Here is a 17,550-nt window from a genome sequence, read left to right on the forward strand (position 1 = left end):
ACCGCTCGCGGTGCTCGGCGGCCGGCGCCGCCGGCGCGTGTGAACGAGGGAGCAGGCCCCATGGAACCGACCGCCACCTCGCGGTACACCCGAGCCAGGGACGACCTCCTGGCCGACCCCGCCGGACCCACCGGTGCGACCCGTCGACAGGCCCTCGGCACCCTGTCGGACCGCTGGCTGACCGAGTTGTTCGTCGGCGCGGGCGCGCCGACCGAGGGCGTGTGTCTGGTCGCGGTCGGCGGCTACGGCCGACGCGAACTGTCCCCCGGCAGCGACCTGGACCTGGTGCTGCTGCATCAAGACCACGACGGGATCACCGAACTCGCCGACGCGATCTGGTACCCGGTGTGGGACGCGGGCATCGCCCTGGACCACTCGGTGCGCACCCCCGACGAGGCCCGCCGGGCCGCCGCCGAGGACCTGCGGGTGCAGACCGGCCTGCTCGACATCCGACACATCGCCGGCGACCCCGAGTTGACCGCCGCGCTGCGCACCTCGATGTTCGGCGCGTGGCGAGCCGCCGCCGTCAAGCGGCTGCCCGAACTGCACGAGTCCTGCCGCGAGCGCGCGCAGCGGCACGGCGAGGTCGCCTTCCTGCTCGAACCCGACCTCAAGGAGGCCCGCGGCGGCCTGCGCGACGCGACCGCGCTGCGGGCGATCTCGGCCTCGTGGATCGCGGACGCGCCGCACGAGGAGGTGAACACCGCCCGGGCCACCCTGCTCGACGTGCGCGACGCGCTGCACTTGGTCACCGGGCGCGGCTCGGACCGACTGCTGCTCCAGGAACAGGACGCGGTCGCCCGGCGGCTGGGCCTGCTGGACGCGGACACGTTGCTGCGCCGGGTCTCCGAGGCGGCCCGGGCGCTGGCCTACGCCTGCGACGTGACCTGGCGCGAGGTCTCCCGGGTGCTCGCGGCGCGCGACGCGGGCGCGGGGGTGCGCCGGCTGCGCCGGGGCCGGCATGCCGTGCCCGCCCGCACGCCGCTGGCCGAGGGCGTGGTCGAGTACGCCGGCGAGGCGGTACTCGCCCAGGCCGCGCAGCCGGCCCGGGACCCGGTGTTGTTGCTGCGCGCCGCCGCGGCCGCCGCACAGGCCGGCCTGCCGCTGTCCCGTCACACCGTGGACCGCCTGGCGATCGAGTGCCCGCCCCTGGCCGATCCGTGGCCGTCGGCCGCCCGCGAGGCGTTCGTGTCGCTGCTGGGCGCCGGGCGGGACGTGTTGCCGGTGTGGGAGGCGTTGGAGTCCAAGCGGCTGATCACCAAGCTGTTGCCGGACTGGGAGCGGGTGCACTGTCGGCCGCAGCGCAACGCGGTACATCGCTTCACCGTCGACCGGCACCTGATCGAGACCGCGATCGAGGCCGCCGCGCACACCCGCCGGGTGGCCCGGCCGGACCTGCTCCTGGTGGCCGCGCTGCTGCACGACATCGGCAAGGGCTGGCCGGGCGATCACAGCGTCAGCGGCGAGGTGATCGCGCGCGAGGCCGCCGTGCGGATGGGCTTCGCCAAGGACGACGTGGACGTGCTCGGCACGCTGGTGCGGTGGCACCTGCTGCTGGTGGACACCGCGACCCGGCGGGACCTGGACGATCCGACCACCGTGGCGGCGTTCGCAGAGGCGGTGGGCAGCGTGGAAACCCTCGAACTGCTCCACGCACTCACCGAGGCCGACGCCGCCGCCACCGGACCCGCGGCGTGGAGCGAGTGGCGGGACGCCCTGGTCCGGGACCTCGTGGCCCGGACCAGGGCGGTGTTCGCCGGCCGGCCCACCCCGGCGGTGTCCGAGCGCATCGTCACCGCCGACGTGTCGGGGGAACTCCCGGTGGTCCGGCTGGAACCGCTGCCCTTCGGCGCCGAGGTGACCATCGCGGCGCCGGACCGGGTCGGCCTGATGGCGCTCTCCGCGGGCGTCCTGGCGCTGCATCGCCTCACCGTGCGCTCGGCCGCGATCGACGTGGTCGAGGACCTGGGTGTCACGGTGTGGACGGTGGAGACCGAGTTCGGCCGACTGCCCGACCCGGCCGCGCTGCGCGAGGACGTGCGCAAGGCCCTGGCCGGCGGCCTGGACGTGGCCGCCCGGCTGGCCAAGCGCGAGGCGGCCTACCCGCCCCGGCGCGGCACCACCCCGGCGCCCGCACGGGTGGAGGTGATCGCGGACGCGTCGCGGAGCGCGACCGTGCTGGAGGTGCGGGCGCACGACAGCCCCGGCCTGCTGCACCGGATCGGCAAGGCGCTCGCCGACGCCCGGGTGAGCGTGCGTCAGGCCCGGGTCGGCACCCACGGCGCGGACGCGGTGGACGCCTTCTACGTGGTCGCCCCGAACGGACACCCGCTGACCGCCGCCGACGCCCGGGGCCTGGCCCGCACCCTGGAGCGGGCGCTGGCGCCGTGATCCCGGGCGTACGCCGCCTTCCGGGGTGCACGAGTCACCATTGCCGCAGCGCCCACATGTGCCTGGCAGGCGGATCCGGGACACGTGCCCCCGCCACGACCGCTCGGCGGGCGGTTAGGCTGGGCCCGACACCACCCGTATCTGACGAAGGACCTCTGCCGACGTGTTCGACACTCTCTCCGACCGCCTCGCAGCGACCTTCAAGAACCTTCGCGGCAAGGGGCGGCTCTCCGAAGCCGACATCGACGCCACCGCACGCGAGATCCGCGTCGCCCTCCTGGAGGCCGACGTGGCCCTCCCGGTGGTCCGCGAGTTCATCGCCCGGGTCAAGGAGCGCGCCCGAAGCGCCGAGGTGTCGGGGGCGCTGAACCCGGCCCAGCAGATCGTCAAGATCGTCAACGAGGAGCTCGTCGGGATCCTCGGCGGCGAGACCCGCCGGCTGCGCTTCGCCAAGACCGGCCCCACCGTGATCATGCTCGCCGGCCTCCAGGGCGCGGGCAAGACCACCCTGGCGGGCAAGCTGGGCAAGTGGCTCAAGGAGCAGAAGCACGAGCCGCTCCTGGTGGCCTGTGACCTCCAGCGCCCGAACGCGGTCAACCAGCTCTCCGTGGTCGCCCAGCGGGCCGGCGTGGCGGTCTACGCCCCCGAGCCCGGCAACGGCGTCGGCGACCCGGTCAAGGTCGCCCGCGACTCGATCGAGTTCGCCAAGACCAAGCAGTACGACGTGGTCGTGGTGGACACCGCCGGCCGTCTGGGCATCGACGCCGAGATGATGCAGCAGGCCGCGGACATCCGGGACGCGGTCAAGCCGGACGAGATCCTGTTCGTCGTCGACGCGATGATCGGTCAGGACGCGGTGGTCACCGCGCAGGCGTTCCTCGACGGCGTCGGCTTCGACGGCGTGGTGCTCTCCAAGCTCGACGGCGACGCGCGTGGTGGCGCGGCCCTGTCGGTCGCGTCGGTGACCGGCCGCCAGATCATGTTCGCCTCCAGCGGCGAGAAGCTCGACGAGTTCGACGCCTTCCACCCGGACCGGATGGCCTCGCGCATCCTGGGCATGGGCGACATGCTCAGCCTGATCGAGATGGCCGAGGCCAAGTACGACCAGGACCTCGCGCTCAAGGCCGCCGAGAAGCTGCACGGCGGCGGCAACAACTTCACCCTGGAGGACTTCCTCCAGCAGATGGAGCAGGTCAAGAAGCTCGGCTCGATCTCGAAGCTGCTCGGCATGTTGCCCGGCATGGGCGCGATGAAGGAGCAGATCGACAACATCGACGACCGCGACCTGGACCGGGTCGCGGCGATCATCAAGTCGATGACGCCGGCCGAGCGCGCGGACGTGAAGATCCTCAACGGCTCGCGCCGGGCCCGGATCGCCAAGGGCGCCGGCACCGAGGTCAGCGCGGTCAACAACCTGATCGAGCGGTTCGTCGAGGCCCGCAAGATGATGGGCCAGATGGCCAAGGGCGGTGGCATGCCGGGCATGCCGGGGATGCCGGGCATGGGCGGCGCCGGCAAGAAGAAGGGCAAGGCGCCCAAGCAGGCCAAGGGCAAGCGCCAGTCGGGCAACCCGATGAAGCGCAAGCAGGAGGCGGCGGCCGAGGCGGCGCGGCGCGAGGAGCGCGCGGCGAACCCGTTCGGTCTGCCGGCCGGCGGCGGTGCGGGCGGCGCGGCCGACTTCGAACTGCCCGAGGAGTTCAAGAACTTCCTGCCGCCGGGCCAGAAGTAGGCTCGACGCGACGCGGGACGACCGCACCCGGGCGAACCCCCGGGTGCGGTCGGCGCACACGACGAGGGGACGCAGGCAGATGACCAAGGCCGTCGACCTTTACACCGTGGCCGGTGCCCGGGTGGGCATTCGCGCACCGCGCCCGGCGGACACGGCGGCGTCCGCCGCGGCGATCCGCCGCTCGGACCACATCGCGCGGTGGAACCCGTCCGACCCGGACGACCTGCCGGACCTGATCCGCCGCCAAAGCGACACCTTCCGCACCTTCCTGGTGGTGGACCTCGCCGACGCGGGCCTGGCCGGCCGGATCAACGTCTCGAACATCGTGCGCTCCCGGTTCTGCAACGCCTCGCTCGGCTACGACGCGTACAAGCCGTACGCGGGCACCGGGCGGATGACCGAGGCGCTCGCCCTGGTGATCGACCGGGTGTTCGCCGCGGACGGTCTCGGCCTGCACCGGCTGGAGATCAACGTGCAGCCGGGGAACGAGGGTTCGATCGCGCTCGCGCGGCGGATGGGCTTTCGGCACGAGGGCTTCACACCGCGGATGTTGTTCATCAACGACGACTGGCGCGACCACGAGCGCTTCGCGCTGACCGCGGAGGAATGGCCCGGGGCGGAGAAGACCATTCTTCCCTCGTAGGGCCGGACGTGGCAGGCTGCCCGGCCATGACGTACGAGGTCGAGCCTGCCGTTCATCCCGAACTCGCCGCCCACACCGCGCACTTCACCAAGCGCGTGTACACCGTGGCCGAGCATGTACACGTCGCCGTGGGCTGGTCCTCGGCCAACGCGACGGTGATCGAGGGTCCCGGTGGTCTGGTGGTGGTGGACACCGGCAGCGGCGCGGATCTGGCCGCGGTGATCGAGGCGGAGGTACGCCCGCACCTGGACGACCCGCGGGCGCCGGTCCGGGCCGTGGTCGTCACCCACCATCACCCCGACCACGTGAACGGGTTGAGCCACTGGGCCGCGACGCCGGATGTGGACGTGTACGCGCACCGCACGTTCCTGGCGAGCCTGACCGACCAGTCCGGTCCCGCGCTGCACATCATGGGCCTGCGCTCGGTGTACTCGCTGGGCAACCTGCTCGGGCCCTCGGACACCGAGGGCGTCAACGACGCGGTCGGCCCGCACGCCGGGGTCGGCACCCCCTCGTTCGTGATGCCCACGGTGCTGGTGGGCGACGAGTTGGAGACCGAGGTCGCGGGGGTGCGGCTGCGGCTGTTCCACAACCCCGGCGAGACCGACGACGCGATCAGCGTGTATCTCCCGGACAGCGACGTGCTCCTGTGCGGCGACACCATCCAGGGCCCGACCCTGCCCAACATCCACACCCTGCGCGGTTGTCGCTACCGCGACCCGATGCAGTGGGTGCGCAGCATCGACGCGCTGCGCGCGCATCGGGCCGCGCACCTGATCCCCAGTCACGGGCAGCCGGTGTCGGGCGCCGCCAAGGTGGCCGAGGTGCTGGCCGTGGAGCGGGACTGCATCCAGTACATCCACGACCAGACGGTGCGCCGGATGAACGAGGGGCTGACCCCGGACGAACTGGCCGAGACCGTCGAACTGCCCGAACACCTGGCCTCGTACGCGCCGTACGCACGGGAGTACTACGGCACGGTCAAGCACACCGTGCGGCAGATCTTCTTCGGCTACCTGGGCTGGTTCGGCGGCGACCCGGTCGACCTGGACCCGCTGCCCCGGGCCGAATACGCGCGCCGGACGGTGGAGTTGATGGGTGGCCGGGAACGGGTGCTGGACGCGGCGAGGCAGGCGTACGCGAGCGGCGAATACCAATGGGCGGCCGAGTTGGCCACGCACCTGACCCGGATCGACCGCGCGGACGCGGACGCGCGCTCGCTCAAGGCCGCCGCGTTTCGCCGGTTGGGCTACGCCCAACTCAACATCAACTGGCGGAACTGGTACCTGACCAGCGCGGACGAGCTGGAGGACCGGATACAGCCGATCCTGCCGCTGATCAACTTCGCCGCGATCTTCGCGCCGCCGGACCTGGTCGCCCGGATCCCGGCGGCCTGGCTGATCGAGCTGTACACGACCCGGCTGCGCGCCGAGGAGGCGCTGGAGGTGGACGCCGTGCTGGGCTGGCGGGTGTCGGGGGGTGTGCACGGCGAGGAGGAGGTCGCGCTGCACATCCACCGCGGCGTCGCCCGGTTCCTGCGCGAGATCCCCTCGGACGCCGAGGTGATCCTCGAACTCCCGCGTGAAACGGTGGAATCGCTGCACCTGGGCCGCACCGACCTGCGCGGCGCCCTGGCCGGCGAGGACGCCCGGACCTCTCGGGGCACCGCCGAACGGGCGGTGACCCTGCTGGACCTCTTCGACCCGGCCCAACCGAAGAAGCCCACCGAACTCACGCTGCGCTGAGATCTCCGACCACCGGTACGCGGCACCCGGGTTCCGGGTGCCGCCGTGTGGCTGCGGCGCGGGGTCGGATTCGGCGACGATTGGGCCCGGCAGTGCACGCGGTCCGGGCATGCGGCCCGACCCGGCCCTCGCCCGGGTGGGATCGGCGGCCGGAGTCGACGACGGGGGAACCAGTGGACGCATTGCGGGCCGACGATCCGCGTCGCGTGGGGCCGTTCCGATTGCTCGGCCGGCTCGGTGCCGGTGGCATGGGACAGGTCTACCTCGGCCGCGGGCCCGAGGGGCGCACCGTGGCGGTCAAGCGGGTCCGGGTCGAACTCCTGGACGACGAGGACACGTTCCGGCCGCGGTTCGCCCGCGAGGTGGAGGCCGCGCGTCGGGTGCGAGGCCCGTTCACCGCACCGGTCGTGGCCGCCGACGCGTATGCCGAGGTGCCCTGGCTGGCCACCGCGTACATCCCCGGGATGGCGCTCGGCGAAGCGGTCGGCGCGTTCGGTCCGCTGCCCCCGCACACGCTGGGCGCGGTGGCCTCGGGCCTGGCCGACGCGCTGGTGGCCATGCACGCGGTGGGCCTGGTGCACCGGGACCTGAAGCCGGCCAACGTGCTGCTCGCGGTCGACGGCCCGATCGTGATCGACTTCGGCATCGCGCTGTTGGACGGGGCGACCGCACTGACCCGCCCCGGGCACACCCTGGGCACGCTCGGGTTCATGTCGCCCGAGCAGTTCGAGCGGGCCGACGTCGGGCCGGCCAGCGACGTGTTCTCCTACGGGGCGGTGCTCGCCTACGCGGCCACGGGACGACTGCCGTTCGGCAGTGGGCCCTGGCCGGTCCTGTTGGCCAACCTGACCGGCCGCGATCCGGATCTGGCCGGTGCCCCGGAGGCTTTCCTGCCGTTGTTGCGGGCATGCCTGGACAAGGATCCGGACCGCCGGCCGACGCCGACCCTGGCCCGTGCGCTGGTACCGAGCGGAACGGGCGAGGACCTGCCGGGCGGCTGGTTGCCGGCGCCGCTCGCGCACGAGCTGTTACGGATCGCGGGGCGTGCGCTGGACGCCGAGGGCGTGCCGGATCCGCCGGGCGAGGCGGGGCCGGCCGACCAGGGCGGCGACGGCCCGCCGATCGCCTGCGCGGTGGTCGAGGACACCGCCGACTCGGTCGGGTTCGGGCCGACCCGGGTCGGCGCCGAGCCCGCCGGGGACGCGCTGCCGGGCGACCCGCCGGCCGACCTCCCGGCCGGCGCGTCGAGCCCGATGCCGCGCGCCGCCCCCGCCGTGCGTGGCCCGACCCCGGGGCGCGGCGGGAGCCATCGGCTGCCGTCGACCCGCTCCCGTTTCACGGTGGTGATCACGGTGGCCGTCGCGGCGGCGCTGACGGCCGGCCTGCTGGTGTGGCGCGGGTTCGGGGACGGCGCGTCGAACACCGCCCACTCGCGCGGCGCCTTCCGGGTCGGCCTGCTGCTGCCCGACGATCGGGCCGAGCGCACGGTGCGACCCGCGTTCGAGGCCCGGATCCGCCGGCTGTGTCCCGGCTGCTCGGTGCGTTTCGCGCAGGCCGGCCGGCAGCCGGACGTACAGCACCGGCAGATCGACACGATGATCTCGGCCGGCGTCCGGGTGCTGGTGCTGGGCCCGGTGGACCCCAGGGACTCGGCGGCGGCCGTGACCAGGGCCCGGGAGCGCGACATCCCGGTGGTGTCCTTCGACAAGCTGGCCGCCGGTCCGGTGGCCGGGCACGTCTCGTTCGATTTCCGGGCGGTGGGCCGGCTGCAGGCCCAGGCGCTGCTCGACGCGGTGCGCGCGGCGGGCGGACCACAGCGCGGCTCGATCGTGATGCTCAACGGCCGCGCGGGGGACCGGGCCGGAAACGAGATCAAGCGCGGCGCCCACGGCGTGCTCGACGGCGAGGTGACGATCGCCCGCGAGTACGACGTCGACGACGCCGGTGGACCCAAGGCCCAGCAGGTGATCGCGGACGCGCTCACCGCGCTCGGCGGGCCGCGGCAGTTGATCGGGGTCTACGCGGCGGACGACACCCTGGCCGCGGGCGCGTTGCGCGGCCTGACCGCCGCCGGGGTCGGCCCACCCGTGCCGCTGACCGGACAGGATCCGGACCCGGCCGCGCTGCGCCGAATCATCGCCGGCACCCAGACCGTGTCGGTGCTCAAGCCCGGCGGGCCGGAGGCCGAGGCCGCCGCCGAGATGGCGATCACGCTGGGCCGGGGCGAGGAGCTGTCGCGGGTCGACGTCACCCGCGACAACGGCACGACCCAGGTGCCGACTGTGGCGCTCGCACCGGTCGCGCTGACCAGGGGCAACGTCAAGGAACTGCTGCCCACGCTCACCGGCCTGGACGTGCGCGAGGTGTGCACGGCCGAACTCGCCTCCGAATGCGCCCGGCTCGGGCTCGGCTGACCGGCCGCCAACGCGCCTTCGGTGGGGCGTGGGCCCGGGGACGACAACGGCGGCGAGGGTCGATCGGGGCATCACCCACGATGCCCGGCGAATCGTCGGCCGGCCCGGACCGGCACGCGAGCGCCCCCGTCGATCGATGCGACGGGGGCGCTCGTGGAGTGGTCGTCGGGAGCGGGGGTCAGCTCGCGTCGAGGACCAGCTTGCGCACGTACTCGACCGCCTCGGCGACCGGGACCAGGGCCTTGTCGCCGCTCGCCCGGGAGACGATCTCCACGTTGCCCTCGGCCAGGCTGCGGGCGCCGACGGTGACCCGGAACGGGATGCCGACCAGCTCGATGTCCTTGAACTTCACACCGGGACGCTCGGCCCGGTCGTCCAGGATCGTGTCCACCCGCTGCCGCAGCAGTTCGGTGTAGATCTCCTCGGCCGTGCCACGCGACTTCTCGTCGTCCACGTCCAACAGCGCGACCGCGACCTCGAACGGCGCGACCGCGATCGGCCAGACGATGCCGTTCTTGTCGTGGTGCGTCTCCACGACCGCGGCCATCGCGCGCTCGACGCCGATGCCGTAGCTGCCCATGATCGGGGTGACCCGCTCGCCGTCCGCGCCCAGCACGTTCACGCCCAGGGCCTCGGTGTACTTGTAGCCGAGCTTGAAGATGTGGCCGATCTCCACCGTCTGCTCGACCTCCAGGCCGGTCCCGCAGGCGGGGCACGGCTCGCCGGCCACCACCTCGCGCAGGTCGGCCCAGGTGCCCACGGCGATGTCCCGCTCGATGTCCACGCCGCGCACGTGCACCTTGTCGATGTTGGCGCCGGTCACCATGTCCCGACGACCACGCAGCGCCTGGTCGGCCAGGATCGGTAGGTCGCTCACGCCGACCCCGCCCAGGCTGCCCGGGTAGGCGCCGAGCGCGGCCTTGATCTCGTCCGGGGTGGCCGGGCGCACGTCGGTGGAGCCGGTGGTGTCGATCAGCTTCTGCTCGACCAGCGCGTGGTCACCGCGCAGCAGGGCCAGGGTGAGCTGCCCGCCGACCATGTAGACCAGCGTCTTGATCTGCCGGTCGGCCGGCACGCCGTGCGCCTTGGTCAGGTTCTCGATGGTCTTGATGCCGGGGGTGTCGAACCGTTCCGGCGCGTCGAGCCCGGCGCCGTCCTCGATCTCCGCGAGCCGGGAGACGGCCTTCTCGACGTTGGCCGCGTAGTCGCAGTTCGGACAGTGCACGACGAGGTCCTCGCCGGCCGCGGAGGGGCACATGAACTCGGTCGAGCCGCTGCCGCCCATGGTGCCGCTGGACGCCTGCACGGCGATCGCCGGGATGCCCAGCCGCTGGAAGATCCGCACGTACGCCTGCCGGTGCGCCTCGAACGAACGATCCAGCCCCTCGGCGTCCAGGTCGAAGCTGTACGAGTCCTTCATGGTGAACTCGCGCACCCGGATCAGACCGCTCTTGGGCCGCGGCTCGTCGCGGAACTTGGTCTGGAACTGGTACCAGGTCTGCGGCAGGTCGCGGTAGGAGCTGAGTTCGTGCGCGAGGGTGGTGAAGATCTCCTCGTGCGTCATGCCCAGCGCCAGGTCCGAACCCTTGCGGTCCTTGAGCCGGAACATCTCGTCGCCCATGACCTCCCAGCGACCGCTCCTCTGCCAGATCTCGGCCGGGTGCATGGTCGGCAGGATCATCTCCTGAGAGCCGATCCGGTTCATCTCCTCGCGGATGATGGCGACCACCTTGGCCCGCACCCGCACCGCGAGCGGCAGCAGCGAGTAGTGACCGGCCATGAGCTGGCGGATGTATCCCGCGCGCACGAGCAGACGGTGGCTGACCGCGTCGGCGTCGGCGGGGTCCTGGCGGAGGGTGGGTACGTACAGATCGGACCAACGCATGAGACCGTGGCGTCCTGACGGCTAGAGGGGAAGGGCGAGCGACCTGCATTCTAAAAGCCGCGCGAGGCTCGGTCGGCCGAGTTTGCGCCCGGCTTTGGTCGGGGCCGGGATGTCTGGCAGAATGGCGAGCTGAGTACCCGGGGCATTGCCGGACCCTCTCTCCGCATGCTTACCGTGTCCACGATCAGCCGAGCCTCATGTCCCCACGTGAATGCCGGCTGTTCACCCACGTCAAGATGCAGGAGACACCACTCTCGTGGCAGTCAAGATCAAGCTGAAGCGCCTGGGCAAGATCCGTTCGCCCCACTACCGCATCGTCGTCGCCGACGCCCGCACCAAGCGTGACGGTCGGGCGATCGAGGAGATCGGTATCTACCACCCGATGGAGAACCCCTCGCGCATCGAGGTCGACTCCGAGCGGGCGCTCTACTGGCTGGGTGTCGGCGCGCAGCCGACCGAGCCGGTCGCGCACATCCTCAAGCTCACCGGCGACTGGCAGAAGCACAAGGGTCTGCCGGCCCCGGCCCCGCTGCTCGTCGCCGCGGAGAAGGCCGACAAGAAGTCGCTCTTCGAGGCCGCCGCCCGTGAGGCGATGGACGAGCCCAAGGACGGCGCCACCACGCCGAAGGCCAAGAAGGAGAAGAAGGTCGAGGCTGCCGCCGAGACCGAGACTCCGGCCGCCGAGGGCGAAGCCGCCGCCGAGACCGCCGCTGACGAGGGCTGACCATGCTCGAGGAAGCCCTCGAACATTTGGTCAAGGGCATCGTCGAGCATCCGGACGAGGTCAAGGTACGGGCGCGTAATCTCCGCCGCGGCCGCATTCTCGAGGTTCGGGTCCATCCCGAAGACCTCGGGAAGGTCATCGGTCGAGGTGGGCGCACCGCGCGTGCGCTGCGCACCGTCGTGACCGCGCTCGGCGGCCGAGGAGTCCGCGTCGACCTCGTCGACGTCGACCAGGTTCGCTGACGTACCCGGACATCACGTCCAACCGGGAGCTGCCCGGCGGAGTCATCCGCCGGGCAGCTTCTTGGCATTTTCGCCTCCTGCCTCGGGCACGAGGTTTCATCGGGCAGAGAACGAGGAGTCGCAGGTGCAGCTTGTGGTCGGCCGTATCGGCAAGGCACACGGCATCAAGGGCCAGGTGACCGTCGAGGTCCGTACCGACGAGCCCGAACTGCGGCTCGCGCCCGGCGCGGTGCTGATGACGGATCCCCCGTCGGTCGGTCCGCTGACCATCGCCGACGGCCGGGTGCACAGCGGCCGGCTGCTGCTCACCATCGAGGGTGTGAGCACCCGCAGCGGCGCCGAGGCGCTGCGCAACACGCTGCTGATCGCCGAGGTGGACCCCGAGGAACTCCCCGAGGACCCCGAGGAGTACTACGACCACCAGTTGATCGGGCTCGACGTGGTCACCGCGGACGGCGAGGCGATCGGTGAGCTGACCGAGGTGGTGCACCTGCCCTCGCAGGACCTGCTCCTGGTCCGTCGGGCGGACGGCCGCGAGGTGATGATCCCGTTCGTGCACCAGATCGTCCCGGAGATCGACCTGGAGAACCAGCGCGCGGTGATCACCCCGCCGCCGGGTCTGCTGGACGCGGAGAACGCGGTGCTCGCGGTCTCCGACCCGGAGGCGGGCGAGGACCGTCCGCGCGAGCGCAAGCCGAAGAAGGCCAAGCCGAAGAAGCTCACCGCCGCCGAGCGGGCCGCGGCGAAGGCCGCCCGAGCCGCGGCGGGGCCGGCGCCCGACGCGAAGCCCGCGCCGGGCACGACGCCGCAGGCCGAGCCGAAGCCGGAACCCGGGCAGGACCCCTCGTGAGGATCGACGTCGTCACGATCTTCCCCGAATACCTCGCACCGCTGGACGTCTCCCTGGTCGGCAAGGCGTGCGCCAAGGGGCTCATCGACGTGCACCTGCACCAGTTGCGGGACTGGACGTACGACGTGCACAAGACCGTCGACGACACCCCCTACGGCGGCGGCCCCGGCATGGTGATGAAGCCCGAGCCGTGGGGCCTCGCGCTGGACGCGGTGCTCGAACAGGGCGTGAGCGAGGCGGCGCCGGTGCCGCGGATGATCGTGCCGACCCCGTCCGGGCGCCCGTTCACCCAGGACCTCGCGGTCGAACTGGCCGACGAGCCGTGGTTGTTGTTCGCGCCGGCCCGGTACGAGGGCATCGACCGGCGGGTGCTCGACGAGGCGGCGACCCGGATGCGGGTGGACGAGGTGTCCATCGGCGACTACGTGCTGGCCGGCGGCGAGGTGGCCGTGCTGGTCATGGTCGAGGCGGTGGCCCGGTTGTTGCCCGGTGTGCTCGGCAACGCCGAATCGCACCGGGACGACTCGTTCGCACCCGGTGCGATGGCCAACCTGCTGGAGGGGCCGGTCTACACCAAGCCCGCCGAGTGGCGCGGGCGCGAGGTGCCGCCGATCACGGTGTCCGGGAACCACGGCGCGATCGCCCGCTGGCGGCGCGACGAGGCGCTGCGTCGGACCGCCGCGCACCGGCCCGATCTGATCGGGCGCATCGATCCGGCGGCCGTGGACAAGAAGGACCGGGCCACCCTCGCCGAGCTCGGCTGGGTCGAGCGGGACGGCCGGTTTCGGCCGGCCGATACACCTGTGGCAGACTGAGACGCTGTTGCCATGTCCCGATCCGGACCGGGTTCCCCGGGAGCCGGACGGCACCCCTGCCACAGGGGGAGCGCCACTCGGGAGCGGCGACCCCACACTTGTGACCACGAAACCCGTGGGTGACCTGTGGCACCCACGAGAAAGCGACGCGAGATGAACAAGCTCGACCACATCGATGCCGCATCCCTGCGGGACGACGTCCCGGACTTCCGTCCCGGTGACACCCTCAAGGTGCACGTGCGAGTCATCGAAGGCAACAAGTCCCGCGTCCAGGTCTTCCAGGGCTTCGTCCTGCGTCGCCAGGGTGACGGCGTGCGCGAGACCTTCACGGTCCGCAAGGTCAGCTACGGCGTCGGCGTGGAGCGCACCTTCCCGGTGCACACCCCGGTGATCGAGAAGATCGAGCTGGTCTCCCGCGGTGCGGTCCGTCGCGCGAAGCTGTACTACATGCGTGACCTGCGCGGCAAGGCTGCGAAGATCAAGGAGAAGCGTACGGACCGTCCGAGCCGCTGACCCGGGCGTTCCACCCGGGGTGCCTGGACCATGTCGAGGCGACCCGGACGCTAGGCTCGTTCGTGATGGACGACGCAGAGCAGAGCAAAGGCCGTGCCTCCACGGCGGAGGAATCCGCCGGTACCTCGTCCACCGAGGTCGTGGAGGCGCGGCCTTCGCGTGTCTCGGGGCAGGTGCGGAGCGCGGACGGCGGCGAGACCGGCTCCGAAGGGGCCGTCGCGACGGTCGCGCAGCCGGCGAAGTCTCCAAACCTGGCAAAGGATTCGGCCGCGGAGCCGCCCCGGGAGCCGGCTGCGGATCCGGTACCCGTCGCCGATGCCGAAGCCGTCGTCGAACCCCCTGCCGAAGCGCACGCGAACGTCGTCGCGGCGCCTGCGGCCGACCCCGACCCGGCGACGGAGGGGGACGGGCCCGGCGAGCCGGCGGACGCCGCCGACACCGACGACGAGGCCGACGACGCACCTGCCGCGCCGCGCCGGCGGCGGATGCCCGCGTGGGTCGAACTGCCGCTCCTGGTCGCGGTGGCGATGGTGGTGGTGCTCGCGGTGAACTCGTGGGTGGCCCAGCCGTTCGTGATTCCGAGCGGTTCGATGGAGAACACGTTGCAGGTCGGCGACCGGGTCCTGGTCAACAAACTCGCCTACCGATTCGGGGACATCCACCGCGGCGACATGATCGTCTTTGACGGACGCGGCTCGTTCACCCCCGAGGACACCGACAAGGCGAACCCGGTGACCGGCGCGTTGCGCAAGTTCGGCGGGGTGTTCGGCTTCACGAACCCGGACGACAGCGACTTCGTCAAGCGGGTGATCGGGGTCGGCGGCGACGTGGTCAAGTGTTGCGACGCGCAGGGTCGGGTCACCGTCAACGGCGTGCCGCTGGACGAGGGCGACTACCTGCATCCGGGCGACAAGCCCTCGGACTTTCCCTTCGAAGCTGCGGTGCCCAAGGGCAAGCTGTGGGTCATGGGCGACCACCGCAGCAACTCGGCCGACTCGCGTGACCACCTCGGCGACCCGGGCGGCGGCATGGTGCCCGAGAGCCGGGTGATCGGACGGGCGCAGTGGATCATCTGGCCGTTCGGTCGCATCCAGGGCGCGGACCGGCCGAAGACGTTCGAGCGGCCGGACTTCGACCGTCGTGGGTAAGCGGGGCAAGCCCAAGGGTGCCCGCGCCGCCGAGGCCGGCACGTCGGGGCCGGCCACGCGCCCGCGGTCACCGGACACGGGGGCCGCACCCGCCGCGTCGGCCGGCGCGGTGGTGCTCGGCGAGGCCGAACCGCCGCCCTCGCCGCCCTCGCCGCCCTCGGCGCCCTCGGTCCAGGCGGCCCCGCCGACCCGACGGCGGCGCGGCCGGCGTTCGCGGCGCAAGGACAAGGTGGTGCCGCTGTGGCGCGAGTTGCCGATGTTGGCGGTGATCGCGCTCGCGCTCGCGCTGCTGATCAAGACCTTCCTCGTGCAGGCGTTCTACATTCCGTCCGGTTCGATGGAGCACACCATCAACGTCGGCGACCGGGTGCTGGTGGACAAGTTCTCGCCGTGGTTCGGCTGGACTCCCGAACGCGGCGAGGTGGTGGTCTTCCGGGACCCGGGCGGCTGGTTGGGCAAGAAGCAGTCGGACGATCCGCCGCCCGGGCTCAAGCAGGTCAAGCAGGGCCTGGTGTTCGTCGGCATGTTGCCCTCGGACGACGAACAGGACCTGATCAAGCGGGTGATCGGGGTCGGCGGCGACACGGTGGCCTGTTGCGACCCCTCCGGTCGGATCACGGTCAACGGTGTCCCGCTGGACGAGCCGTACCTGTATCGGGGCAACGCGCCCTCGGAGAAGAGATTCAGCGTGACCGTGCCCAAGGGCCGATTGTGGGTGATGGGCGACCATCGCGGTGACTCGGCCGACTCGCGGGCACATATGGATCGGCCCTTTCAGGGCACCATCCCGGAGGGCGATGTGGTCGGTCGGGCCTTCGTGGTGGCCTGGCCGTTCGGCCGGGTGCATCGATTGCCCGTTCCGGAAACGTTCGGGAACAAAGCCCTGTCGGTTGCGATTCCCCCGCCCACCCCGGTCGTTATGGGAATGGTGGGTGCGGTTCCGCTGGTCCTGCTACGTCGACGTGTACGCTCGCGCCGGCGCATGCCGGACCTTTGGGACCGACATCGACCCGGCAACGTGCGCGGCACGGGTCGGAAATCATCAAGACAGAGCTGTGGGCGGCCGGTGGACAGCCCCGACCGGATGCCGTCCGGCCTGCACGGGTACGAGGAGGCGCCGTGGGGGAAGTCGTGATCGGAGCGCGATCCGCTGGTGGAGACGACGATCGTGGGCGGGAGCCGCAGGAGCGGCATCCGACCGACGCGCCGCACGATCCCGGAGCGCCACCGACCCAACCAACGAACGGGGACGGGCCCGCGCAGTCGCCCGATCTGGTGAAACGGCCGGCGTCCGATCCCGGGAACCGACCGGGCGTCGACCCGAACTCGGCGCCGATCTTCCCGGCGGTGGGCCCGACCCCCGCGCCCGGCGGCCCGGGCGGCGGTTCGCCGCCCGACGCGGACGATCCCGGCGGTCCGGGCGGCTCCGGCGGATCGCCCGGCCCGGAGGACTCCGGGGACGACGAGGGCGCCTCCGACTCGGGCGAACGGCGCAAGAAGAAGGGGTCGTTCTGGAAGGAACTGCCGCTGCTCCTGCTGATCGCCATCGTGCTGGCACTGCTCATCAAGACCTTCCTGGTCCAGGCGTTCTCGATTCCGTCGGAGTCGATGGAGAACACCATCAAGGTCGGCGACCGGGTGCTGGTGAACAAGTTCTCGCCATGGTTCGGCGCGGAGCCCGAGCGCGGTCAGGTCGTGGTCTTCCACGACCCGGGCAACTGGCTTCAGGAGGCCCCGAAGCAGTCCGACAACGCGGTGGTGCGCGGGTTGCAGAAGGGCATGTCCTGGGTCGGTCTGATGCCGTCCGCGGACGAGAAGGACCTGATCAAGCGGGTGATCGGAGTCGGTGGCGACCGCGTGCAGTGTTGTGACGCGCAGGGTCGCCTGATGGTCAACGGGAAGCCGTTGAACGAGAGTTCGTACCTCAAGAAGGGCGTGGCCCCGTCGACGAAGGTGTTCGACGTGACCGTGCCCAAGGGCCGGATCTGGCTGATGGGCGACAACCGGGACAACTCGTCCGACTCGCGCTATCACATGGACCAGCCGTTCAACGGGACCGTCGACAAGGACCAGGTGATCGGACGCGCGTTCACCGTGGTGTGGCCGCTGAACCGGATCCACGGGCTCGGGGTGCCGGGCACGTTCGATCAGCCGGGTCTGGGGCTCGACGTGATCGGCGGCACGCCGATGGCGGCCGGGCTGATCGGGGCCGTGCCGCTGGTGATCTGGCGACGCAGGCGCCGGGCGGCGGCGGACGGCGCGCCCGAGGCGCGGGTGGCCACCCGCGACCCCTCGGGAGCGCCGCCGGCCTGACCGCGGGTGCCTCGGCCCGGCCGGGTCGCTCGGGGGGGCGGAGCCCCGGCGCCCCCGCCCCGGGCGGGGGGGGGCCCAAACCGGGGTGGTCGCCCAACCCCACGAAAAGCCCCGCGTACGGCCGGTGCCCCAAGCCCG

14 protein-coding genes are annotated in these 17,550 nt (G+C 72.0%); 13 read left to right on the forward strand and 1 reads right to left on the reverse strand.

Features of this window, described 5'->3' with window-relative positions; all coding sequences use genetic code 11:
* Positions 1 to 60: 60 nt before the first annotated feature.
* From ACFXMF_RS18285 to ACFXMF_RS18305, 5 genes are all read left to right on the forward strand, one after another.
* The gene (locus ACFXMF_RS18285) at positions 61 to 2,391 is read left to right on the forward strand and encodes a [protein-PII] uridylyltransferase (protein ID WP_379990724.1); all 2,331 of its coding nucleotides are present in this window, start codon (positions 61 to 63) and stop codon (positions 2,389 to 2,391) included.
* A 163-nt stretch (positions 2,392 to 2,554) separates the two neighbouring features.
* Positions 2,555 to 4,120 (forward strand): signal recognition particle protein, encoded by a 1,566-nt coding sequence (gene ffh / locus ACFXMF_RS18290; protein WP_360310623.1) that lies wholly within the window; start codon positions 2,555 to 2,557, stop codon positions 4,118 to 4,120.
* Between the two features lie 79 nt (positions 4,121 to 4,199).
* Positions 4,200 to 4,763: a GNAT family protein gene (locus ACFXMF_RS18295; RefSeq protein WP_360310621.1), complete on the forward strand. Its 564-nt coding sequence runs from the start codon at positions 4,200 to 4,202 to the stop codon at positions 4,761 to 4,763.
* A gap of 26 nt (positions 4,764 to 4,789) precedes the next feature.
* Complete coding sequence (locus ACFXMF_RS18300; protein WP_379990725.1) at positions 4,790 to 6,508, forward strand: alkyl sulfatase dimerization domain-containing protein; 1,719 nt, start codon at positions 4,790 to 4,792, stop codon at positions 6,506 to 6,508.
* Between the two features lie 206 nt (positions 6,509 to 6,714).
* Positions 6,715 to 8,922, forward strand: a complete 2,208-nt coding sequence (locus tag ACFXMF_RS18305; RefSeq protein WP_379990726.1) for a substrate-binding domain-containing protein — start codon at positions 6,715 to 6,717, stop codon at positions 8,920 to 8,922.
* Positions 8,923 to 9,100: 178 nt separating this feature from the next.
* Here ACFXMF_RS18305 and ACFXMF_RS18310 read toward each other — a convergent pair whose 3' ends face one another.
* On the reverse strand, positions 9,101 to 10,807 hold the full coding sequence (locus tag ACFXMF_RS18310; RefSeq protein ID WP_360310615.1) for a proline--tRNA ligase: 1,707 nt from the start codon (positions 10,805 to 10,807) through the stop codon (positions 9,101 to 9,103).
* A 256-nt stretch (positions 10,808 to 11,063) separates the two neighbouring features.
* Here ACFXMF_RS18310 and rpsP point away from each other — a divergent pair, with 256 nt between their 5' ends.
* The 8 genes from rpsP (at position 11,064) to lepB (ACFXMF_RS18350) (ending at position 17,412) form a co-directional block, all read left to right on the forward strand.
* Complete coding sequence (gene rpsP, locus ACFXMF_RS18315) at positions 11,064 to 11,531, forward strand: 30S ribosomal protein S16 (RefSeq protein ID WP_360310613.1); 468 nt, start codon at positions 11,064 to 11,066, stop codon at positions 11,529 to 11,531.
* A 2-nt stretch (positions 11,532 to 11,533) separates the two neighbouring features.
* Positions 11,534 to 11,773: an RNA-binding protein gene (locus tag ACFXMF_RS18320; protein WP_020553237.1), complete on the forward strand. Its 240-nt coding sequence runs from the start codon at positions 11,534 to 11,536 to the stop codon at positions 11,771 to 11,773.
* Positions 11,774 to 11,897: 124 nt separating this feature from the next.
* Entirely contained in the window at positions 11,898 to 12,623 is a 726-nt protein-coding gene (rimM, locus tag ACFXMF_RS18325; protein WP_379992549.1) for a ribosome maturation factor RimM, read from the forward strand.
* Positions 12,620 to 13,438 (forward strand): tRNA (guanosine(37)-N1)-methyltransferase TrmD, encoded by an 819-nt coding sequence (gene trmD / locus ACFXMF_RS18330; RefSeq protein ID WP_379992548.1) that lies wholly within the window; start codon positions 12,620 to 12,622, stop codon positions 13,436 to 13,438. Before rimM ends, trmD begins: the two co-directional genes overlap by 4 nt.
* A 153-nt stretch (positions 13,439 to 13,591) precedes the next feature.
* Positions 13,592 to 13,951: a 50S ribosomal protein L19 gene (gene rplS, locus ACFXMF_RS18335; protein WP_360310607.1), complete on the forward strand. Its 360-nt coding sequence runs from the start codon at positions 13,592 to 13,594 to the stop codon at positions 13,949 to 13,951.
* Between the two features lie 65 nt (positions 13,952 to 14,016).
* Positions 14,017 to 15,099 (forward strand): signal peptidase I, encoded by a 1,083-nt coding sequence (lepB, locus tag ACFXMF_RS18340; RefSeq protein WP_379992547.1) that lies wholly within the window; start codon positions 14,017 to 14,019, stop codon positions 15,097 to 15,099.
* Positions 15,092 to 16,234, forward strand: a complete 1,143-nt coding sequence (gene lepB, locus ACFXMF_RS18345) for a signal peptidase I (protein ID WP_379992546.1) — start codon at positions 15,092 to 15,094, stop codon at positions 16,232 to 16,234. The genes lepB (ACFXMF_RS18340) and lepB (ACFXMF_RS18345) overlap by 8 nt, the downstream gene beginning before the upstream one ends.
* 212 nt (positions 16,235 to 16,446) lie before the next feature.
* Positions 16,447 to 17,412 (forward strand): signal peptidase I, encoded by a 966-nt coding sequence (gene lepB, locus ACFXMF_RS18350; RefSeq protein ID WP_360310601.1) that lies wholly within the window; start codon positions 16,447 to 16,449, stop codon positions 17,410 to 17,412.
* Positions 17,413 to 17,550: the final 138 nt, after the last annotated feature.

Source organism: Embleya sp. NPDC059213 (assembly GCF_042754445.1).
In the GTDB taxonomy this organism is placed as follows: domain Bacteria; phylum Actinomycetota; class Actinomycetes; order Streptomycetales; family Streptomycetaceae; genus Embleya.